General features: G+C 43.5%; 20 protein-coding genes and 2 tRNA genes. All 22 read right to left on the bottom strand.

Translation table 11 applies throughout. From position 1 onward, the window contains the following. Positions 1-76 precede the first annotated feature (76 nt). On the bottom strand, positions 77-1,765 hold the full coding sequence (locus F1737_RS07225) for a glutamate--tRNA ligase (RefSeq protein ID WP_317135923.1): 1,689 nt from the start codon (positions 1,763-1,765) through the stop codon (positions 77-79). 3 nt (positions 1,766-1,768) lie between these two features. Beyond that, positions 1,769-2,734 (bottom strand): polyprenyl synthetase family protein, encoded by a 966-nt coding sequence (locus F1737_RS07230; RefSeq protein WP_317135924.1) that lies wholly within the window; start codon positions 2,732-2,734, stop codon positions 1,769-1,771. Positions 2,735-2,764: 30 nt separating this feature from the next. Continuing rightward, positions 2,765-4,111, bottom strand: coding sequence for an RNase J family beta-CASP ribonuclease (locus F1737_RS07235; protein ID WP_317135925.1), 1,347 nt, complete (start codon positions 4,109-4,111; stop codon positions 2,765-2,767). 1 nt (position 4,112) lies between these two features. Further along, positions 4,113-5,180: a type 2 isopentenyl-diphosphate Delta-isomerase gene (fni, locus tag F1737_RS07240; RefSeq protein ID WP_317137877.1), complete on the bottom strand. Its 1,068-nt coding sequence runs from the start codon at positions 5,178-5,180 to the stop codon at positions 4,113-4,115. Between the two features lie 206 nt (positions 5,181-5,386). After that, on the bottom strand, positions 5,387-6,139 hold the full coding sequence (locus F1737_RS07245) for an isopentenyl phosphate kinase (RefSeq protein ID WP_317135926.1): 753 nt from the start codon (positions 6,137-6,139) through the stop codon (positions 5,387-5,389). Beyond that, positions 6,105-7,004 (bottom strand): mevalonate kinase, encoded by a 900-nt coding sequence (gene mvk, locus F1737_RS07250; protein WP_317135927.1) that lies wholly within the window; start codon positions 7,002-7,004, stop codon positions 6,105-6,107. Before mvk ends, F1737_RS07245 begins: the two co-directional genes overlap by 35 nt. Positions 7,005-7,011: 7 nt before the next feature. Beyond that, positions 7,012-7,809 carry an AmmeMemoRadiSam system protein B gene (gene amrB / locus F1737_RS07255; RefSeq protein ID WP_317135928.1) on the bottom strand — a complete coding sequence of 266 codons (798 nt, stop codon included), beginning with the start codon at positions 7,807-7,809 and terminating at the stop codon, positions 7,012-7,014. A gap of 24 nt (positions 7,810-7,833) precedes the next feature. Beyond that, positions 7,834-8,442 (bottom strand): 30S ribosomal protein S2, encoded by a 609-nt coding sequence (gene rpsB / locus F1737_RS07260; protein ID WP_317135929.1) that lies wholly within the window; start codon positions 8,440-8,442, stop codon positions 7,834-7,836. Between the two features lie 34 nt (positions 8,443-8,476). Next, on the bottom strand, positions 8,477-8,644 hold the full coding sequence (locus tag F1737_RS07265) for a DNA-directed RNA polymerase subunit K (protein ID WP_317135930.1): 168 nt from the start codon (positions 8,642-8,644) through the stop codon (positions 8,477-8,479). A 41-nt stretch (positions 8,645-8,685) separates the two neighbouring features. Further along, positions 8,686-8,758, bottom strand: a tRNA-Pro gene (locus F1737_RS07270). A 10-nt stretch (positions 8,759-8,768) separates the two neighbouring features. Next, a complete protein-coding gene (locus F1737_RS07275; protein ID WP_317135931.1) occupies positions 8,769-8,957 on the bottom strand; it encodes a DNA-directed RNA polymerase subunit N in 189 nt (62 codons plus the stop codon). Between the two features lie 32 nt (positions 8,958-8,989). Further along, a complete protein-coding gene (locus F1737_RS07280) occupies positions 8,990-9,391 on the bottom strand; it encodes a 30S ribosomal protein S9 (RefSeq protein ID WP_317135932.1) in 402 nt (133 codons plus the stop codon). A 17-nt stretch (positions 9,392-9,408) separates the two neighbouring features. Next, positions 9,409-9,831 carry a 50S ribosomal protein L13 gene (locus tag F1737_RS07285; protein WP_317135933.1) on the bottom strand — a complete coding sequence of 141 codons (423 nt, stop codon included), beginning with the start codon at positions 9,829-9,831 and terminating at the stop codon, positions 9,409-9,411. A 7-nt stretch (positions 9,832-9,838) separates the two neighbouring features. Next, entirely contained in the window at positions 9,839-10,201 is a 363-nt protein-coding gene (locus F1737_RS07290) for a 50S ribosomal protein L18e (protein ID WP_317135934.1), read from the bottom strand. 2 nt (positions 10,202-10,203) lie between these two features. Beyond that, positions 10,204-11,028 (bottom strand): DNA-directed RNA polymerase subunit D, encoded by an 825-nt coding sequence (locus F1737_RS07295; RefSeq protein WP_317135935.1) that lies wholly within the window; start codon positions 11,026-11,028, stop codon positions 10,204-10,206. Between the two features lie 3 nt (positions 11,029-11,031). Beyond that, a complete protein-coding gene (locus tag F1737_RS07300) occupies positions 11,032-11,430 on the bottom strand; it encodes a 30S ribosomal protein S11 (protein ID WP_317135936.1) in 399 nt (132 codons plus the stop codon). Further along, a complete protein-coding gene (locus tag F1737_RS07305) occupies positions 11,430-11,978 on the bottom strand; it encodes a 30S ribosomal protein S4 (RefSeq protein ID WP_317135937.1) in 549 nt (182 codons plus the stop codon). The genes F1737_RS07300 and F1737_RS07305 overlap by 1 nt, the downstream gene beginning before the upstream one ends. A gap of 13 nt (positions 11,979-11,991) precedes the next feature. Then, entirely contained in the window at positions 11,992-12,441 is a 450-nt protein-coding gene (locus F1737_RS07310; RefSeq protein WP_317135938.1) for a 30S ribosomal protein S13, read from the bottom strand. A gap of 33 nt (positions 12,442-12,474) precedes the next feature. After that, positions 12,475-12,559 (bottom strand) — tRNA-Ser (locus tag F1737_RS07315). A gap of 116 nt (positions 12,560-12,675) precedes the next feature. Next, positions 12,676-13,659 (bottom strand): deoxyhypusine synthase, encoded by a 984-nt coding sequence (locus F1737_RS07320; protein WP_317135939.1) that lies wholly within the window; start codon positions 13,657-13,659, stop codon positions 12,676-12,678. A 117-nt stretch (positions 13,660-13,776) separates the two neighbouring features. Then, complete coding sequence (locus F1737_RS07325) at positions 13,777-14,553, bottom strand: CBS domain-containing protein (protein WP_317135940.1); 777 nt, start codon at positions 14,551-14,553, stop codon at positions 13,777-13,779. Positions 14,554-14,819: 266 nt separating this feature from the next. Then, positions 14,820-15,725, bottom strand: a complete 906-nt coding sequence (locus F1737_RS07330) for a CBS domain-containing protein (RefSeq protein ID WP_317135941.1) — start codon at positions 15,723-15,725, stop codon at positions 14,820-14,822. Positions 15,726-15,733: the final 8 nt, after the last annotated feature.

The following is a 15,733-nucleotide window of genomic DNA, read 5'->3' on the forward strand; positions in this document are numbered from 1 at the left end:
AATCTGATAGATTTTATCTTGTAGATACCTGGTTTAAATTAATTTCGATTTGATACTGTAAAAAAAGGATTTTTTATTATCGATGTGCAAAATAAGCAGTGATCAGAGATTCTTTAACTGAATCAATACGTGCAAATCCCACACGCTCAAACTGCACTATCTCTGACTCTTCACTGATGACACTGCTTTCACAAAGACCTTCGATCAAACCTTCGGGGCTTAAGAGATTGCAGCGTATACCCTCATTTACCGGAAGCCACTGAATGATCGGCGCTTTCTTTTCTCTTGCCTCATCAAGCGATGTTCCTGCGTAAATTACCCGGAAAGAGTCACCTTCAGGAATAATTGTCGCATTGAAAAGATCCTTGAACCTTACAAAAGAACAGCCCTGAAGATCATCTTTTGAAGCAACAAGAGAACCTTTGAATTCAAGATGGCGGACTCCCTTTGATTCATCGTTAGGATGCTTTGGAATCGTTGCAGTGCATTCCGGTGCATCCTCAACTGCACACTTCACCGGATTTGGCACAAAGAAATAACGGTTTGATTCAGGATCCACAATCTGCTTATTTTCAGCAAAGAGATTTTCCCATGAGAACTTTATATCAGACTGACCTACACCGATGTCAATCGTAATGTTTCTGACAGCCTCAGGTCTAATTCCCCTTCTTGCTATTGCCTTAAGGGTTCCAAGATGAATGTCGTCCCATCCTGTGTACTTTTTGGTCTTTATACCCTCTTTCATTGCAGAGGTGGACAATACCACATCGCCAATTGACATTCTTCCGTAATGGAGATATTCGGGCTGTTTCCAGCCAAAGTATTCATATATATATCCCTGACGGCGTGTATTTGCAATGTGATCCTTTCCTCTTATGACATGTGTTATTCCAAGAAGATGGTCATCAACCACAACAGAGAGGTTCATCATCGGGTAAACCTTCGCATCAATCTTGGGATGCGGAGGAGTGTCGACAACCCTGAATATTGAGAAATCACGCATTGCAGGATCAGGATGATCGATCTCCGTTTTTAACCGTACGGTTATCGTCCCCTCGGGATATTTGCCTGCAAGCATATCTTCCCAGAGTTTCAGGTTTTTCTCAACCGAATTACTGCGGCACGGACAGGTTTTCTTGCTGTTCTTCAATTCCCTGAAGGATTCCGAATCACAGGTGCAAATATAAGCACTGCCCTGTTCAATCAGCTTTCTGCCATGCTCATAGTATATTTCAAAGCGATCGCTCTGATATACGGTTTCAGTGATTTTTAGATCCATCCAGGCAGCGTCCTCGAGGAGAAGCCCGTAATTTTCAGGCTCAACCCTTCTTGGATCAGTATCCTCTATCCTTAAAACATACCTTCCGCCGTATTTTCTGACATAATAATCATTAAGATACGCCGCACGGGCATGACCAAGATGGAGGGGACCGCTCGGGTTTGGTGCAAAACGCATCACAACCCCGTTTTCACCGACATTCTTTAGATCACGAAGACCTCTTACCTTCTCCTTTTTCTCTTTTTTCTGTTCAAGGAGTTCGGGAGCAAGCTCTTTTAATTTTGACACCCTCTCTTCAGGAGATAATGCCATAACTTCTTTTAGGACATCGCCAAGAATTGCAGACATTTCTTTTGCCTGAGGGCGAAACTCGGGATAATTTCCCATAAGCATTCCTAAAACAGTGCCTGCCTTTGGAACACTGTTATGCTGCACTGCGTTTTGCAGTGCGTGAATGTAGAAGAATTCTCTTGGGTCCACAGACATCTTTTAAAAGCCTCTTGTGATGAAATAATCAGTTATGTCACTGAGGAGTTTTCTCTCCTCGCACTCAGGCAGAATTATAAGCATATCTTTTGCATGCTTCACATGCTCCATTGCAATATCCTCCACCTCTTTGATTACACCGGCCTTGTTCAGCTTTGAAATTGCCTCTTCGATCTCTTCATCGGTCAGGTTTTCCTTACGGTAACCTGAAAGATCAACACCGGCTTCCTTTGCCTTTATTGCAACAAGAGTCTGCTTGCCCTCACGCAAATCGGATGCACGGTCTTTTCCGCTCTTCTCAGACGATGCCATAAGATCAATGAAATCATCCTGAATCTGGAATGCAATACCGCTGTGGTAACCCCAGTCATAGAGTGCTGACATCTGTTTGAGTGAACAGCCTGCAAGTATTCCGCCAATTGCCGCCGATGCAGCATAGAGCTTGCCGGTCTTTTTTCCGACCATGTCAATATACTCATAGGAATCAACATCGTCACGCACTTCAAATGTCATGTCCTCATGCTGACCCTGGCAGATCTCAACACATGTTCTTGCAAGAATTTCAACACTTTTTATTTTGGCGCTGTCATGGGCAATTGTCTTTGATATAAGCTCAAATGCCTCTGCATAAAGTACATCTCCGGCAAGAATGGCTGTCGGTTCGTCCCACTTGCAGTGAACGGTAGGCTCTCCACGGCGTACGGAGTCACCGTCCATTATATCGTCATGAACAAGTGTGAAAGTGTGTGTTACCTCAAGAGCAAGGGCTGCGGGAAGTATATCTCTTGAGCTTCCCTTTCTGATAATCTCTGCCGCCAGCATTACCACAGCAGGTCTCAGCCTTTTGCCTCCTGCAAGGAGAAGATGCGCACTTGCCTTGTTCAACTCTCCGGATACTGCTCCAAAGAGGTTGTACAGTTCCATATCAATTTCTTCAGCATTTTTTTTAAGAAATTCTTCCAGTATCATGAAATAACTCTCCAGATTAATTTTTTAACATCACTTTGTAACACAGACTCTCATACCGTTTCTCAGGAGATGGATATCATTATTCAGGGTATATCCGCATTCCCCTGCAAACTTGACATAATCACCTGTCATATCAATATCTCCGTGTGAAGGGATAATATGCTGCGGATTTAAGAGATGCAAAACTTCGTAATGATCTTCACGCTGGGCGTGACCACTAACGTGCAGACCGTCAAAAATACGTGCTCCTTTCATTTTCAGAAGAATCTCCTGATGATGACGCTGACCAAAGTTCATTGGATTAGGAATTACCTTGGCGCTGTACAGAATCTTATCGCCTTTGTCAATTCTGTAAGGAGTGTTTCCTGCGGCAAGTCTTGTGAGAATGGCTCCGGGTTCTCCCTGGTGACCGGTTACAATCGGGACATATTTGTCCTTTCCTTCTTTCATTATACGCTTGAATGTACGGTCAACGGTTTTACGGTTGCCAAACATCGAGACTGTTTCAGGGAATCCAACCATCTTCAGCTGTTCTGCGGTTGAAGCATAACGCTCCATTGATCTTCCGAGAAGAACGGGTTTTCTGCCGATTTCATGTGCACATTCCGCAATTGTCTTTACCCTTGCGATATGGGAAGAGAAGGTGCTGACCATCATTGCACTCTTGTCGTCCTCGTAGCTTGTCATGACATCACGGACAAGTCTCTGTGCAATTCTCTCGCTCGGACATCTTCCGGGGAGTCTTACATTTGTACTTTCAATAATAAGAGCCAGAACACCTTCTTTTCCAAGTTCACGCATACGCTCAAAGTCAGGAGGGTTCCCAAGAACAGGGGTTCTGTCGAGTTTGAAATCGTTGGCATATACAATAACTCCGGCAGGAGTGTGCAATACAGCCATTGCCGTGTCAATTATTGAATGCTGGACATTTACAAATTCAAGACTCAGATTCTTTGATATCTCATAGCGGTATTTTTTGCCGGCTCTTAGCGGGAAAACCTTATTTGTTACACCGAATTTCTTTTCACCTTCAATCTGCTGTTCAATGAGTTTTGCAGTGTAGGGTGTCCCGATGATCGGGGCATTGTAACGGTGTGCAAGTTTTGGGATTGCACCTATGTGATCCAGGTGACCGTGGGTGCAGACAATTGCCTTTACGCTTCCCTCAACAGTATTCATTATTGTGTCGTCAGGGATTGCCTTCATCTCGATAAGATCAAGAGAATGCATATTTTCGACTTCTGCATCCTCATGGATCATTATCTGGTCCAGACGAAGACCCATATCAAATATTACTATTTCCTTGCCGCAGCGTACAGCAGTCATATTTCTGCCGACTTCATTATAACCGCCTACGGCAATTATTTCTACATCCATTTTATTTCAACTCCGGTATTTTATTATTTTTTAGCATATCTCCGGTAATTCCGGTAATATATGTTCGAACCTGTGCAAGTTCCTGACACGATTTTGCTCCTGTAAGGTACATCGAGACCACAAGTTCACGATTTATCAGTTCAATTCTCTTAAACAGTGCTTCTTCACCAGTCATCGCAGGCTTTAACAAAGGCAGAGCCATTCCTCCGAGAGTAGCGCCAAGTGTTATTGATTTGGCGATATCAATTCCCGATCTCATTCCTCCGGTTGCAATAACCGGGCCTTTAAACCGGGAAGATTCTACTAAGGACACAGCTGTCGGGATACCCCAGTCAGAAAAAATTCTGCCTGTTTCAGCCAGATCATCTCTGTCTGCACGGACCGCTTCAACAGCTGCCCAGGATGTTCCTCCGAGGCCGCCGATATCAATCGCAGATACGCCTGCGCCCCACAGCTTTGCCGCGGTTTCGTATGATATGCCACAGCCGGTCTCTTTTACTATAACAGGATGCTTAAATGAACTGCAAAGTTCACAGATTGCATTCAGGCATCCGGATGAATCATGATCGCCTTCAGGCTGTATTGCCTCCTGTAAAGGATTTAAATGAATACATAAAGCCTGGGCGTCAATCATTTCCACCGCACGTTCAGCCCACTCGATTCCTTTTTCAACAAGCTGGACTGCACCTAAATTCCCGCATAAAAATGCATCAGGGGCATTTTCACGGACTATGGTAAAACTGTCCTCAAGTTCGGGATTCTCAAGAGCGGCTCGCTGTGAACCTACTCCCATCCCAATATTGAAGTGTTGGGCAGCTCTTGCAAGCCGCATGTTCACTTCAGCGGTATCAGGATGACCTCCTGTCATTGCCGCAATAAACAGAGGTGATTTAAGCTTGTTTCCAAGAAAATGAACACCTGTATCTATTTTTGACATATCACACTCAGGGAGTGCATTATGTACAAGTCTTATATCATCAAAACCGGAAAACCCTGCCTCGACCTGTCTGTCACAACAGATTTCCAGATGCTCCCTTTTTCTTGATGATGTAATCCTGGATTTGTCTATATTCTCCAACTCCTGAATTTATTCTGGATAAGATATCTGTTATAGTGACAAATCTGTGCATCAGAGATTTTTTGCAAAACCTCAATTCGGCAGAGCAAAACTCACCGTTTCACTCCTCCGGAATCAGTTATCCGCAAAAAATCAAATCCTTCCCCTGATTTTTGCAGATCTTTGCAAATTTATGTATATTGCTGATATCTTATCTTTTATTTAGTGACAATTGTGCCACCGTGGTCGCGCCCGTCAAGAAAATCTCCGGTCCTGGATACATGAAATATGCTGGATTCTATTCCTGATTCTGCAAGGGACAAAAGTTCAGATATTTTTCCTTTCATTCCTCCGGTAACATCAGTGTTTGATGACTCCTTTATGTCCAGTTCTCCGGCTGATTCCGTATTGATGCTGGGGATGACCATGCCGTCTTTTAGCACGCCATCAACATCAGTTGCAAGTCCAATCCTGTCTACTTTTATTTTTCCTGCAATATAACTGATTATCTGATCACCTGAAACAATACAGGCACCCTGCTCTGTATCCATCACAACATCTCCGTGAAGGACAGGAACAATGCCGTTTTTCACAAGCAGTTCAACAGTTTCGCAGTTAAATGAGATCAGACGTCCTTTTTTCGCTGTACATGCATCAAGCGGATGAATTCCTACAGATTCAACACCGCTGTCACGTAGCGCGTTTACCACCGCATCATTAAGTCTTCCGACCGCATGATGGGTGACAAATATACCTGCTCTATTTGTTTGATCTAACCCTTTATCAAGGTGATGTCTGCGGGCTTCAGGGTGACCGCACGAACCTGCCCCGTGAACAATTATCGGAAATACATCAGTTCTTTGGGATATTTCATTTGCAAGAGCTCTGATGCGTTCCTTATCTACTTTACAGTCCCCCTTCTTATCGGTTATTACGCTACCGCCTAGCTTTAAGATAATTTTCTCTGCCATTTTCTCCTTCCTTTCTGGCGCCTTCTGTATCAATGGTTGTAATTATCGCTCTTCCGTCAGCTGCCTCAATTGCACCTGCAACCTTGCTTTTTGATCGTTTCGGACAGAGTGCTATCATGCACCCTCCTCCGCCGGCCCCTGTCATTTTGGCACCGTATGCACCTGCCGCACGGGATGCGGATACAAGCCTTGACAACATAGGATGACCTACACCCAGTGCTTCCAAAAGGGCGTGGTTTACATCCATATAACGGCCGAGAACTTTCAGGTTGTGGAAATTATGCATTGAACGTGTTGTAACCGCCTCTATTGCATCAAGAATCGGATCTACCACCAGAGGATTGTTTTTCCTAAATTCACTGACCATTGCAACCAGTTCAGTTGTTTTATGTGAGACGAGGGTATTTCCAATAACAATATTGAAATTTTCAGGTGGCATACGCCTTCTTTTATTGTCTTTTATAAGTACAAGACCGCCAAAAGTTGAGACATATGTGTCTGTCGGACTTGCACGGCCATGCTGCACTTTCTTTTCAATTTTATATGCCATTGATGCAAGCTGATTCCGATCATATTTTAGATTGAATTCATCATTGATCGCAAACAGAGTTGCAACTGTAACCGCGGCAGATGAACCAAGACCTGATGAACTCGGAAGCTGGGAATGGATATAGACACTCCCGGTCACACCCATTTCTTCAAAACAACTTTCTATGTACGGTGAATTTACTCGTGCCGGGTTTCTTGCTTTTCGTACTGTAACATACACTCTTGGTTTAATCGCCATTGCGATGCCTGGTTTGCCAAACACAACAGCGTGTTCCCCAAATAAAAAAACCTTTCCCGGTGCACTCCAGGTTGCCATTATATTATTACTCCACTGCTATTGCCGCATATCCGACTACCTGATCGTAGTCTCCGGATATTTCTCCGCTTGTCATATAATTAATCAATTCCGCCTTATGGGCACCTGATTTTTTGCATGCCTCAACCATTGCAATAATAGGACCAATACCACAGGCGCTTATCCTTTTGGTGTATATACGCCTGTAAAACTCCATTGTATCCAGATTTAAAAGGCCGTTTATTGCATAATGATCGTATCTTCTGGCATCTTCATCCGGAATATAATGAGAAAAATCCGACGATGCGACAACTTTTACATCATTTTTAGATTCTGATAATACTTCAAATATCACTTCCCCCATCGCAATAGAATTTTCATAGCTCTGGTTCCCCAACAGTATCGGAACAATCTTTGATTTTGGAAATCTGTATTTTATAAAAGGCATCTGCACTTCAAGGGAATTTTCTCTCTGCTGATGTGCATCATTATCAACTTCAACAGGGAGTTTTTCGATCAAATCAGTATCAGGTAAAAGATCTCCTAACGGAGTCTCCCATGCAAGAGAAGATACACAGTCATGAAATCCTGAGTGACTGGGCCCGATTACTATAAACGTTCCGTCAAAATCTTTACGAATGGCCGAATATGAATGCGCCGCAGTTAATCCCGAATATGTAATTCCTGCATGAGGACATACGATACCCAGAATATTTCCGGTAATTGTTAAAGAAACATTGTTGAAAAAAGATTCCAGTTGCTTTTCTAAAAGAGCAGGATCTTTGGGATAAAACATCCCTGCCAGGGTCGACCTGCGTGTCACCATGAAAGTGATATTCCTCCAAAAAGATTATAATTCTATCTCAAAATCTTCTGGAGTAAGTGAAGTTGTAATTCCACGGGTTTTTAGTACTTCTCTTGTTAAGAGGTAGTAAATCATACTAAGAGCTTTTCTACCCTTGTTATTTGTTGGAATTACAAGATCAATGTATTTTGTAATATTGTTTGTATCGCAAAGAGCAATTACAGGAATACCTGACTGGACCGCTTCATTAATTGCCTGTGAGTCACCAATAGGATCAGTTACCACAACAACATCGGGTTCCACATATTCGTTTGCTCTTTGATTTGTAAGCATACCCGGAATAAAGCGGCCTACCTTTGAAATACCACCGATTGCATCGGCAAATTTTCTTGCAGGGTACTGGCCATACTGACGGGATGTTACTACAAGCACTTTTGCAGATTCAAATTTTGAAATGAATTCTGCTGCTGTTTTTATGCGCTCGTCAGTCTGCTGGATATCGAGAATATATAATCCATCTCCACGTACACGGTAGATGAATTTTTTCATATCCTGGCTTTTCTGCTGTGTTCCGATGTGAACACCTGCTGCAAGGTAGTCTTCTACCGGCACAAGTGATTCCTTAAGTTCAATATCAATTTCGTTTGAGTTCAATACATCAGCTCCTTAACTTAAATTTCTCTTTTTACTAACTTCTCTTTATTGTGATTGGTATGACACCTTTCTGGTACTCTTCAAGGGCGATCTCCAAGGGATCGATCTTGTCTGTCTTGATCAGTATGGGGGCCCCCATCGAAATCTGGAGGGAACGTGCTCCCACAATTCTTGCTCTTTCATATCGGGTGTATGATTTCATCATGACTCCACGGAACTTAATTTTTTAATAGTTTTAGAAAATGGGGTCGCTGAGATTCGAACTCAGGTCACAGCATCCCGAACGCCATAGGATTCCAGGCTACCCCACGACCCCTCCTAAATATTTATTGATAAGGGTTGAGATCATTAATAATCTCGATATGGGAAAGAAGCATACGCCTGCAGCAGTATCGATCAAACCCGAGATCATCGAGGATTACTTTTGGATCTTCACCGGCATCTCTGCGTTTTTTAAACTCTTCCCAGCCTGTGGAAATAACTCTTCCACAGGTGAAACAACGGACTGGTATCATAAATCAGATCTCCCCTTATACTTTTGCTTATCTTAACGATAAGACTTTTGGAATTTCTTTCTTGCACCACGGCCATGCGGCTTTTTGGCTTCTTTCTGACGTGAATCATTGACAACAAGTGTCCTGTCATATGCAAGGAACGTGTCTTTGATCTTAGGGTCATTGTGCCATACAACAATTCCGCGTGCAAGTGCTGTTCTTACGGCCTCTGCCTGTCCCATATATCCACCGCCGATGACTTCAATATTTACATCAATTTCATCGAGGGTTCCCGGAATGAGAAGGAGTGGTTCTGCAATCTTCATGCGTGAAAGTTCGGTTCCATAGATCTCGAGAGGTACGGAATTAATACGGACACGACCTTTTCCTTCCTTAAATGTTGCCCTTGCAATTGCGGTCTTTCTCTTACCACTGGTATTCACAATTTTTGACATAATCCATCTATCCTCTCTTAGAACTTGGCTCCGAGATTGGAGCTGATCTTGCCGATCTTCACATATTTTGGTGTTGATAAACCGTCAATGTGAGCGGATTCGATAATTTCAACTTCAGCGTCTGCGAACTCAACCGGTACGCCCACATATACTTTGACAAGTTTGAATGCTTCCGCACCGCGCTGTCTCTTGTAAGGGAGCATACCCCTGATTGTACGTTTGACGATATGATCTGATCTTCTTGGGAAGAACGGACCACCTTCTCTTGAACCGCGCTTGCGCTTTCTGTCATAATCTGACAGAACGCGTGCTTTTGCACCGGAAATTACTGCATTTTCAGCATTTACAATTGCAATTTCCTCGCCTTCAAGAGCACGTTTTGCAACCACGCTTGCGAGCCTTCCAAGACGAAGGTCTGTTGCATCAATTACTGTAACCATTATTCCTTCACCTCAGAATTCTCACAAGTTTACCCTCAGGATTCTTCTTAACGAGGTCTTCAATTGTCATACAGTTTCCACTTGCATCATTTATTTTATCAACAGCGGATTCACTGAAACTCAGTGCAGCAACACTGACACCGGCGGTAAGGATACCACTCCCAAGAACTTTGCCAGGTACAATTACGGTTTCACCCTCTCTTGCGTACCTGCTAATCTTGCTCAGATTAACTTCAGCATAGTTTCTGCTGGGAGCTTCCAGCCTCTTTGCAATTTCACGCCAGACGTTTGATCCGTTTGCCCGGGATGTCTCCTTGAGCATTGAAATCAGGGCAGTGTAGCGTGGATTTGTTTTTGCAGCTATCTTCATATTTAGATCGCTCCAGAAATATCGGTAAGTACATTCACCAGACTTTCAGACTTGTTTTTGAGCTTATTTAAAGCACATATCATAATATCTTTAACCGGCATTGAACCGTCGCTCTCCACAACAAAGATGAATTTTGAATCATCCGAGCTGATACGGATTGCAGGTTCGTCTCCGATTCCGCTTGCCATACATGCTTTTTCACAGAGTTTACACATTGAACAGTTTTCAAGATTAGATTCAATAATCTCAACTGATTTTTTTCCAAGTTTCAAAACGCTGCGGGGACATTCATCCACACATGCACCGCACGAGTCACATTTATCCGAAACTGTGATCACAGGATATGTTTTATATCCACATGCCAGAGTCGGCTGCCATTTTGCATGTTCAAGACCAATATTCAGTTCTGCATGGGCCTCCAAAACAACTTTCTGACCGACTTCCAGTTTTACAACAGGAATGTCCGGATTAACAGGCGCTGTTTCAGGGTTCTGCGGAATAAGATCACTTGTTGTTACAAGACCGGGTCCCTCAACACTCAATGTATACACTGACTCGCATACCGGGCACCCCTCTCCATTACAGGAGCACTCGGATTTCATTTTGTATTCTGAAAGGTTTGTCTTAAGCGGAATCAGGCCGAGACGGTGTGTAAGAATTTCATCGAAGAGTGCACTACTGTTATCGTAGATTATTACATCCTCAATCGCAAGTGTCGGCACTTCGCCAATCATTGTTCTGCGTAAACTGTTTGCAAAAGCCGGAGATACTCCGGATAAGACAAACTTTGCCACACCATCATCAAGTCTGCTGAATGCAATTTCCATTAATCAGACTCTCCTACCCCTTCTTCCACCTTTAGCACGAATGCTGTCATGTGGAACAGGTGTTACATCCTCAATACGTCCGATTCTCATACCTGCACGGGCAAGTGCACGGATTGCTGCCTGAGCGCCGGGACCGGGACTGCGTTGCTTTCCCCTGCCGGGTGCACGAACCTTTACGTGAACTCCAACGATTCCCTTGTCCTTTGCAGCCTGTGCAACATTGATTGCCATCTGCATTGCTGCATATGGTGAACTTTCGTTGCGTGCCTGTTTGACAACCATTCCGCCGCTGGACTTTGTTACGGTCTCTGCACCGGAAAGATCAGTGACTGTTATTACAGTATTGTTAAATGACGCAAAGATATGTGCAATGCCCCATTTCTCTTTTGAGTCTGCTGCCATTATGCTCTTCCTCCAGCATTGATACGCTCACATTCGGGGTGAACAGGGTTTGTAAACGGAGACAGGCCATAATAAGCAATTGAGCTCTCTTCAACTTTTCTCACACGGTAGCCGGGGACAGTTACTTTTCTGCCACCCACTGCAATGTGCCCGTGGGTAATAAGCTGACGTGCCTGCTTTGGTGAACGTGCAAGACCCTTGCGGTAAACAAGTGTCTGAAGACGGCGTTCAAGTTCAGTCTCGGATTTCATTGCGAGAACATCACCTATGCCTGCACCTTCTGCCAGAAGTCCGTATCTTGCAAGGTGACCAAGAAGTTCATCTTCTTTTCTTGCAATCATAGCCTCATCTGTGGATGCTGATTTAAGAGCAAGAAGATCACGTGCTGCACGGCGGTAACGTCTAAGAGTACTCTGTGCTTTCCACAGTTCCCTCTTATTACGAAGACCAAATTCTATTACAAGACGATTCTCATCCTCAATACGACTCTTTTCAAAGCGTCTTGCAGGAGTTTCATATCTCTTGTGATTTTTTCCAGGATATACCATTTTATACCACCAATCACTTCTTCTTTCGGCTTACACCAACTGTGCTGCCGCGTCTTCCTGAAGACTTTGTACGCTGACCACGAACCTTCTGACCGGTTTCGTGACGAATTCCACGATAGCAGCGAATCTTACGCATGCGGTTGACATCATCATCAATAGCCATACGAAGATCGGAGCCAAGCAACTGTTTTGCTTTACCTGAGTAAACATCGACCTGACGGTTAAGCATCCACGAAGGGACACGATCCAGATAGGTTGCGACAACCTCACGGATACGGTCAACAGGCTCTTCTTCCAAAAGACCGAGTGTAGCTCTTGGATCCACACCTGCAAGTTTTGAAATTATTGCAGAAGTGTGCATACCAATACCCGGAAGTCCGGTCAGAGCAATCTGGACTGCCTTAGTACCGTCAAGATCGGCGTTTTCAATCCTAACAAAGTATTTTATCTCTTGTTCTTCCATTCAACAGCCTCACATTGAGATTTCTCATTGAAGCGCTGAGGGAGGGATTTGAACCCTCGAGTCCCAAGGGGACACGGGGTTAGCAACCCCGCGCCATGCCTGGCTTGGCTACCTCAACAGAGTTAATCTCGCATCTTTCGACACTCGCAACACCTAATATTTTCGTGCTGCTACATGAATGTTGCTTATATAGATATGCAGGGGATCATATTAAGGATTTTGGTTTGAAATTTTTCATTTCATAAATCCCAGTACATCCGGTATATTACTCCGGACAGGATTCCTGCCAATAAGGCCTGATACAACAACAGGCACAGATATAGTTGCATCGCAAAAGCATTGAACATTCCGGCAGCCGGGTTTCTCCTTACCCCAGCTTATCGCCTCTTCAAAGGTGCATCCGGAAAGTCCGCCCCAGTGCGGCGCATCCGTTGTGTACTGTATGGCGTAATGATGACCATCGTTCCCGCCGTCATGAATGGATGCAATTACCTGAGTCTGCTGAATGAAATTTTTCGGAACACCCCCGCCCACATAGATGACACCTGTTCTTTTGGATGATTCAACAATCCCCGTAATTTCATCAGTATCGGCAATCTGATCCACAGAAACGTCTATACCACGCCTTCTCGCCATTAAAAGTCCTATACCTATTGACGAGTCACAAAGCGCCGGAATGAAAACAGGAACGTCATTTGCGGCACACTCTGACAATACTGAACTTTCAGAAGGATTTTTTTCAGAAAGCCATTTCCCAAGACGAAACGTCAGATCACGGGATGATGAATTGTAAGGTGCAAGCGCGTCTGCAAATTCCGATATTGCGGTATCAACACTTCTGAATTCCTCTTCATAGGCAAAAACGTCATAAATGCGGTCAATACCTTTTGAATACAGCTCTGCATCATCCACATGATGATATCCACGATAGTGGTGAATCCCAAGATGTTCACAGGCATCATGAAACATGTTGGCGCCGGTTGATACAATTACATCCACATAGCGCTTTTTCACAAGTTCCTTTATACATTCCTGCATACCGGCAGGAATCATTGCACCGGAAAGACCCAGCATTATAGTACATGATTCATCCTCTATCATCTGTGTCCATACATCAAGAGATTCTCCAAGTTTTCTGCCCTGAAATCCGGTGCGCCCCATACCTTCAAGCAAAGAGGCAACTTCATTCACAGGTACAACAGGTTCTATTCTTTTCATTGAATTGTCAGAAATTGGGTTTTAATAATATTATAATGTGCCAGATATGCAACAGGATCATTCCCTGTCATAAAGCACATGGAATCCGGATAAACCTAAAAAAATGATGTTGGTTTTTTAAAGAGCCATCACAAGGGCATCTTTAAAGATAATGCCTGCGAGCTTTCCGTCTTTAACAACAGGCAAAGAGCTTATTTTTTTGTTGACAATCAAATCAATCACAGATTTCAATTCCATTTCAGAATTAACTGTCATTGCAGGAGATGTCATAATATCACTCACAAGCAGATTTCTGACACGATACTCCTGACGTTTGCCTTCTCCGGACTCACGGAATTCACGCATTGAACTTGCAATATCTGTTTCGGTTACAACTCCTTCAATGCCATCTTCTCCGGTCACTACAAATTTCATTACTCCCTCATCAATCATCCTGCGGCGGAGGTGTACAACCCTCTCACCGGAGTTTATTGTGTGTGGAACCTGCATCAGATTTTCAACCGATGAATCAGGATACACTGAGGCGAGCAAATCATTTGCATCCACTTTACCTACAAGATTGTGCTCATCGTCAAACACGGCCACAACCTTGTATTCCTGCAGGAGAGGAACCAGTACTTCAGCCTCCTGATCAGGATATACGGATGTAAAATTCTCATCCATCTGATTGGCAACATGAATCTTTGTTGGAGAAACCGCAGAGGTCTTTTTGCTTCCGAGAATATCCGCAATGGATTTACGGGAAATTGTACCAACTACACCTCCGTTGTTTGTAACAACAAGGGGATCCAGACCTTCGTCCAGCATTTTATCCAGTGCCTCTGTAATCGGACTGGATTTTGCGATAGTTACAGGCTTTGACATGACATCTTTTACAAGTAATTTTTCAGCCATTTTTAACACCTCATATTTTTTAGACTTTTTTTCTGCAATTTTATTCTCTGTCTGTTCTCCAACTACCACGAAGACGCTAAAGGCATACTGCACATATACTATATGCAGGACTGCAAAGGGTTATTGGTATAAACCCGGGGTAATTTTTATTCAGCCCTTCTTTTTTTAGTACCTGCAACAGGCCTTTATTCAATGGATGCGCCAGGTGGATAAGATAAAGTCAATTCCAGGACCGGTTAAAAGCAGATATTTATCTGCTCCGGCCTTCACTGACTTTGCTCTTTTGAAAGTGCCTTTACCAGATCAAATTCTGTTACAACACCTACAAGATTTGAATTATTGATAACCGGAAATGCACCGACTCCTTTTTCGATCATCTCTTTTGCAACCCGGCTTATACTCTCATCCGGAGTTGTCGTATAAAGTTCTCCGCTTATCAGTTTGCGAACCGGGACTGACATTACATCAGAAACATCGCCCGTGGTCATTTCCCGGAATACATCTCCGTCCCCAAGATAATTCATGATGTCCATTGCAGTCACTATCCCAAACAAAACGTCATCACTTACAACAGGAAGACGCCTGAATTTGTTTGAGATCATCTGTTTTGTTACATCACATATGCGGGCGTCGGGTGACGTCACATGCGGGGACTTTGTCATTATGTCAGATACACTGAGATAATTCGGATTTTTACATAGTACTTTTAAGATATCCCTTTCAGTAACAATACCTCTTAGTATACCCTCTTCAGATGTAATTGGAAGCCCTCCGCATTTTTTGTTAACGATTGTATCAATCACCTCTGAAATTTTGTTATTGTCCCTGATTGTGACAGCCTTTGTACTCATGATTTCACGGACACTGTCATTAAGTGCCGAGATCATGTTCCCGTTATGCTTTTTTGATACAAGATTGAATTTTTCGCCGCCTCCCATGAAGTTGATAATATCTCCGGCAGTTACAATCCCTATTATTTTATGAGTGCCCGGATCAGTTACAGGAAGTCTTCGAAATCCCTTCTTTGTCATTGTTTCAACAGCACCAATGATCGTCTTCCTCGGTGAAACCGAGATAACATCATGGGTTGCGATATCCATCAGTTCAGATTTGTTGTTTTTCACATCCATATGCATGAAATCATTCCATTTTGACCGGTATAAAGGATACACAAAAAACA

Origin of the sequence: Methanoplanus sp. FWC-SCC4, from assembly GCF_032878975.1 — an archaeon.
GTDB lineage: Archaea > Halobacteriota > Methanomicrobia > Methanomicrobiales > Methanomicrobiaceae > Methanochimaera > Methanochimaera problematica.

What these genes read in the sequence shown, in the direction of transcription:
- F1737_RS07280 (WP_317135932.1), bottom strand. Translation starts at nt 9,391, where the DNA reads ATGTCAAAAATTGTGAATACCAGTGGTAAGAGAAAGACCGCAATTGCA.
- mvk (WP_317135927.1), bottom strand. Translation starts at nt 7,004, where the DNA reads ATGGCAACCTGGAGTGCACCGGGAAAGGTTTTTTTATTTGGGGAACAC.
- F1737_RS07295 (WP_317135935.1), bottom strand. Translation starts at nt 11,028, where the DNA reads ATGGAAATTGCATTCAGCAGACTTGATGATGGTGTGGCAAAGTTTGTC.
- F1737_RS07320 (WP_317135939.1), bottom strand. Translation starts at nt 13,659, where the DNA reads ATGAAAAGAATAGAACCTGTTGTACCTGTGAATGAAGTTGCCTCTTTG.
- F1737_RS07235 (WP_317135925.1), bottom strand. Translation starts at nt 4,111, where the DNA reads ATGGATGTAGAAATAATTGCCGTAGGCGGTTATAATGAAGTCGGCAGA.
- F1737_RS07275 (WP_317135931.1), bottom strand. Translation starts at nt 8,957, where the DNA reads ATGATACCAGTCCGTTGTTTCACCTGTGGAAGAGTTATTTCCACAGGC.
- F1737_RS07300 (WP_317135936.1), bottom strand. Translation starts at nt 11,430, where the DNA reads ATGGCAGCAGACTCAAAAGAGAAATGGGGCATTGCACATATCTTTGCG.
- F1737_RS07245 (WP_317135926.1), bottom strand. Translation starts at nt 6,139, where the DNA reads ATGGCAGAGAAAATTATCTTAAAGCTAGGCGGTAGCGTAATAACCGAT.
- F1737_RS07310 (WP_317135938.1), bottom strand. Translation starts at nt 12,441, where the DNA reads ATGGAAGAACAAGAGATAAAATACTTTGTTAGGATTGAAAACGCCGAT.
- F1737_RS07290 (WP_317135934.1), bottom strand. Translation starts at nt 10,201, where the DNA reads ATGAAGATAGCTGCAAAAACAAATCCACGCTACACTGCCCTGATTTCA.
- F1737_RS07325 (WP_317135940.1), bottom strand. Translation starts at nt 14,553, where the DNA reads ATGGCTGAAAAATTACTTGTAAAAGATGTCATGTCAAAGCCTGTAACT.
- F1737_RS07265 (WP_317135930.1), bottom strand. Translation starts at nt 8,644, where the DNA reads ATGAAATCATACACCCGATATGAAAGAGCAAGAATTGTGGGAGCACGT.
- F1737_RS07225 (WP_317135923.1), bottom strand. Translation starts at nt 1,765, where the DNA reads ATGTCTGTGGACCCAAGAGAATTCTTCTACATTCACGCACTGCAAAAC.
- F1737_RS07285 (WP_317135933.1), bottom strand. Translation starts at nt 9,831, where the DNA reads ATGGTTACAGTAATTGATGCAACAGACCTTCGTCTTGGAAGGCTCGCA.
- amrB (WP_317135928.1), bottom strand. Translation starts at nt 7,809, where the DNA reads ATGGTGACACGCAGGTCGACCCTGGCAGGGATGTTTTATCCCAAAGAT.
- F1737_RS07230 (WP_317135924.1), bottom strand. Translation starts at nt 2,734, where the DNA reads ATGATACTGGAAGAATTTCTTAAAAAAAATGCTGAAGAAATTGATATG.
- F1737_RS07305 (WP_317135937.1), bottom strand. Translation starts at nt 11,978, where the DNA reads ATGGTATATCCTGGAAAAAATCACAAGAGATATGAAACTCCTGCAAGA.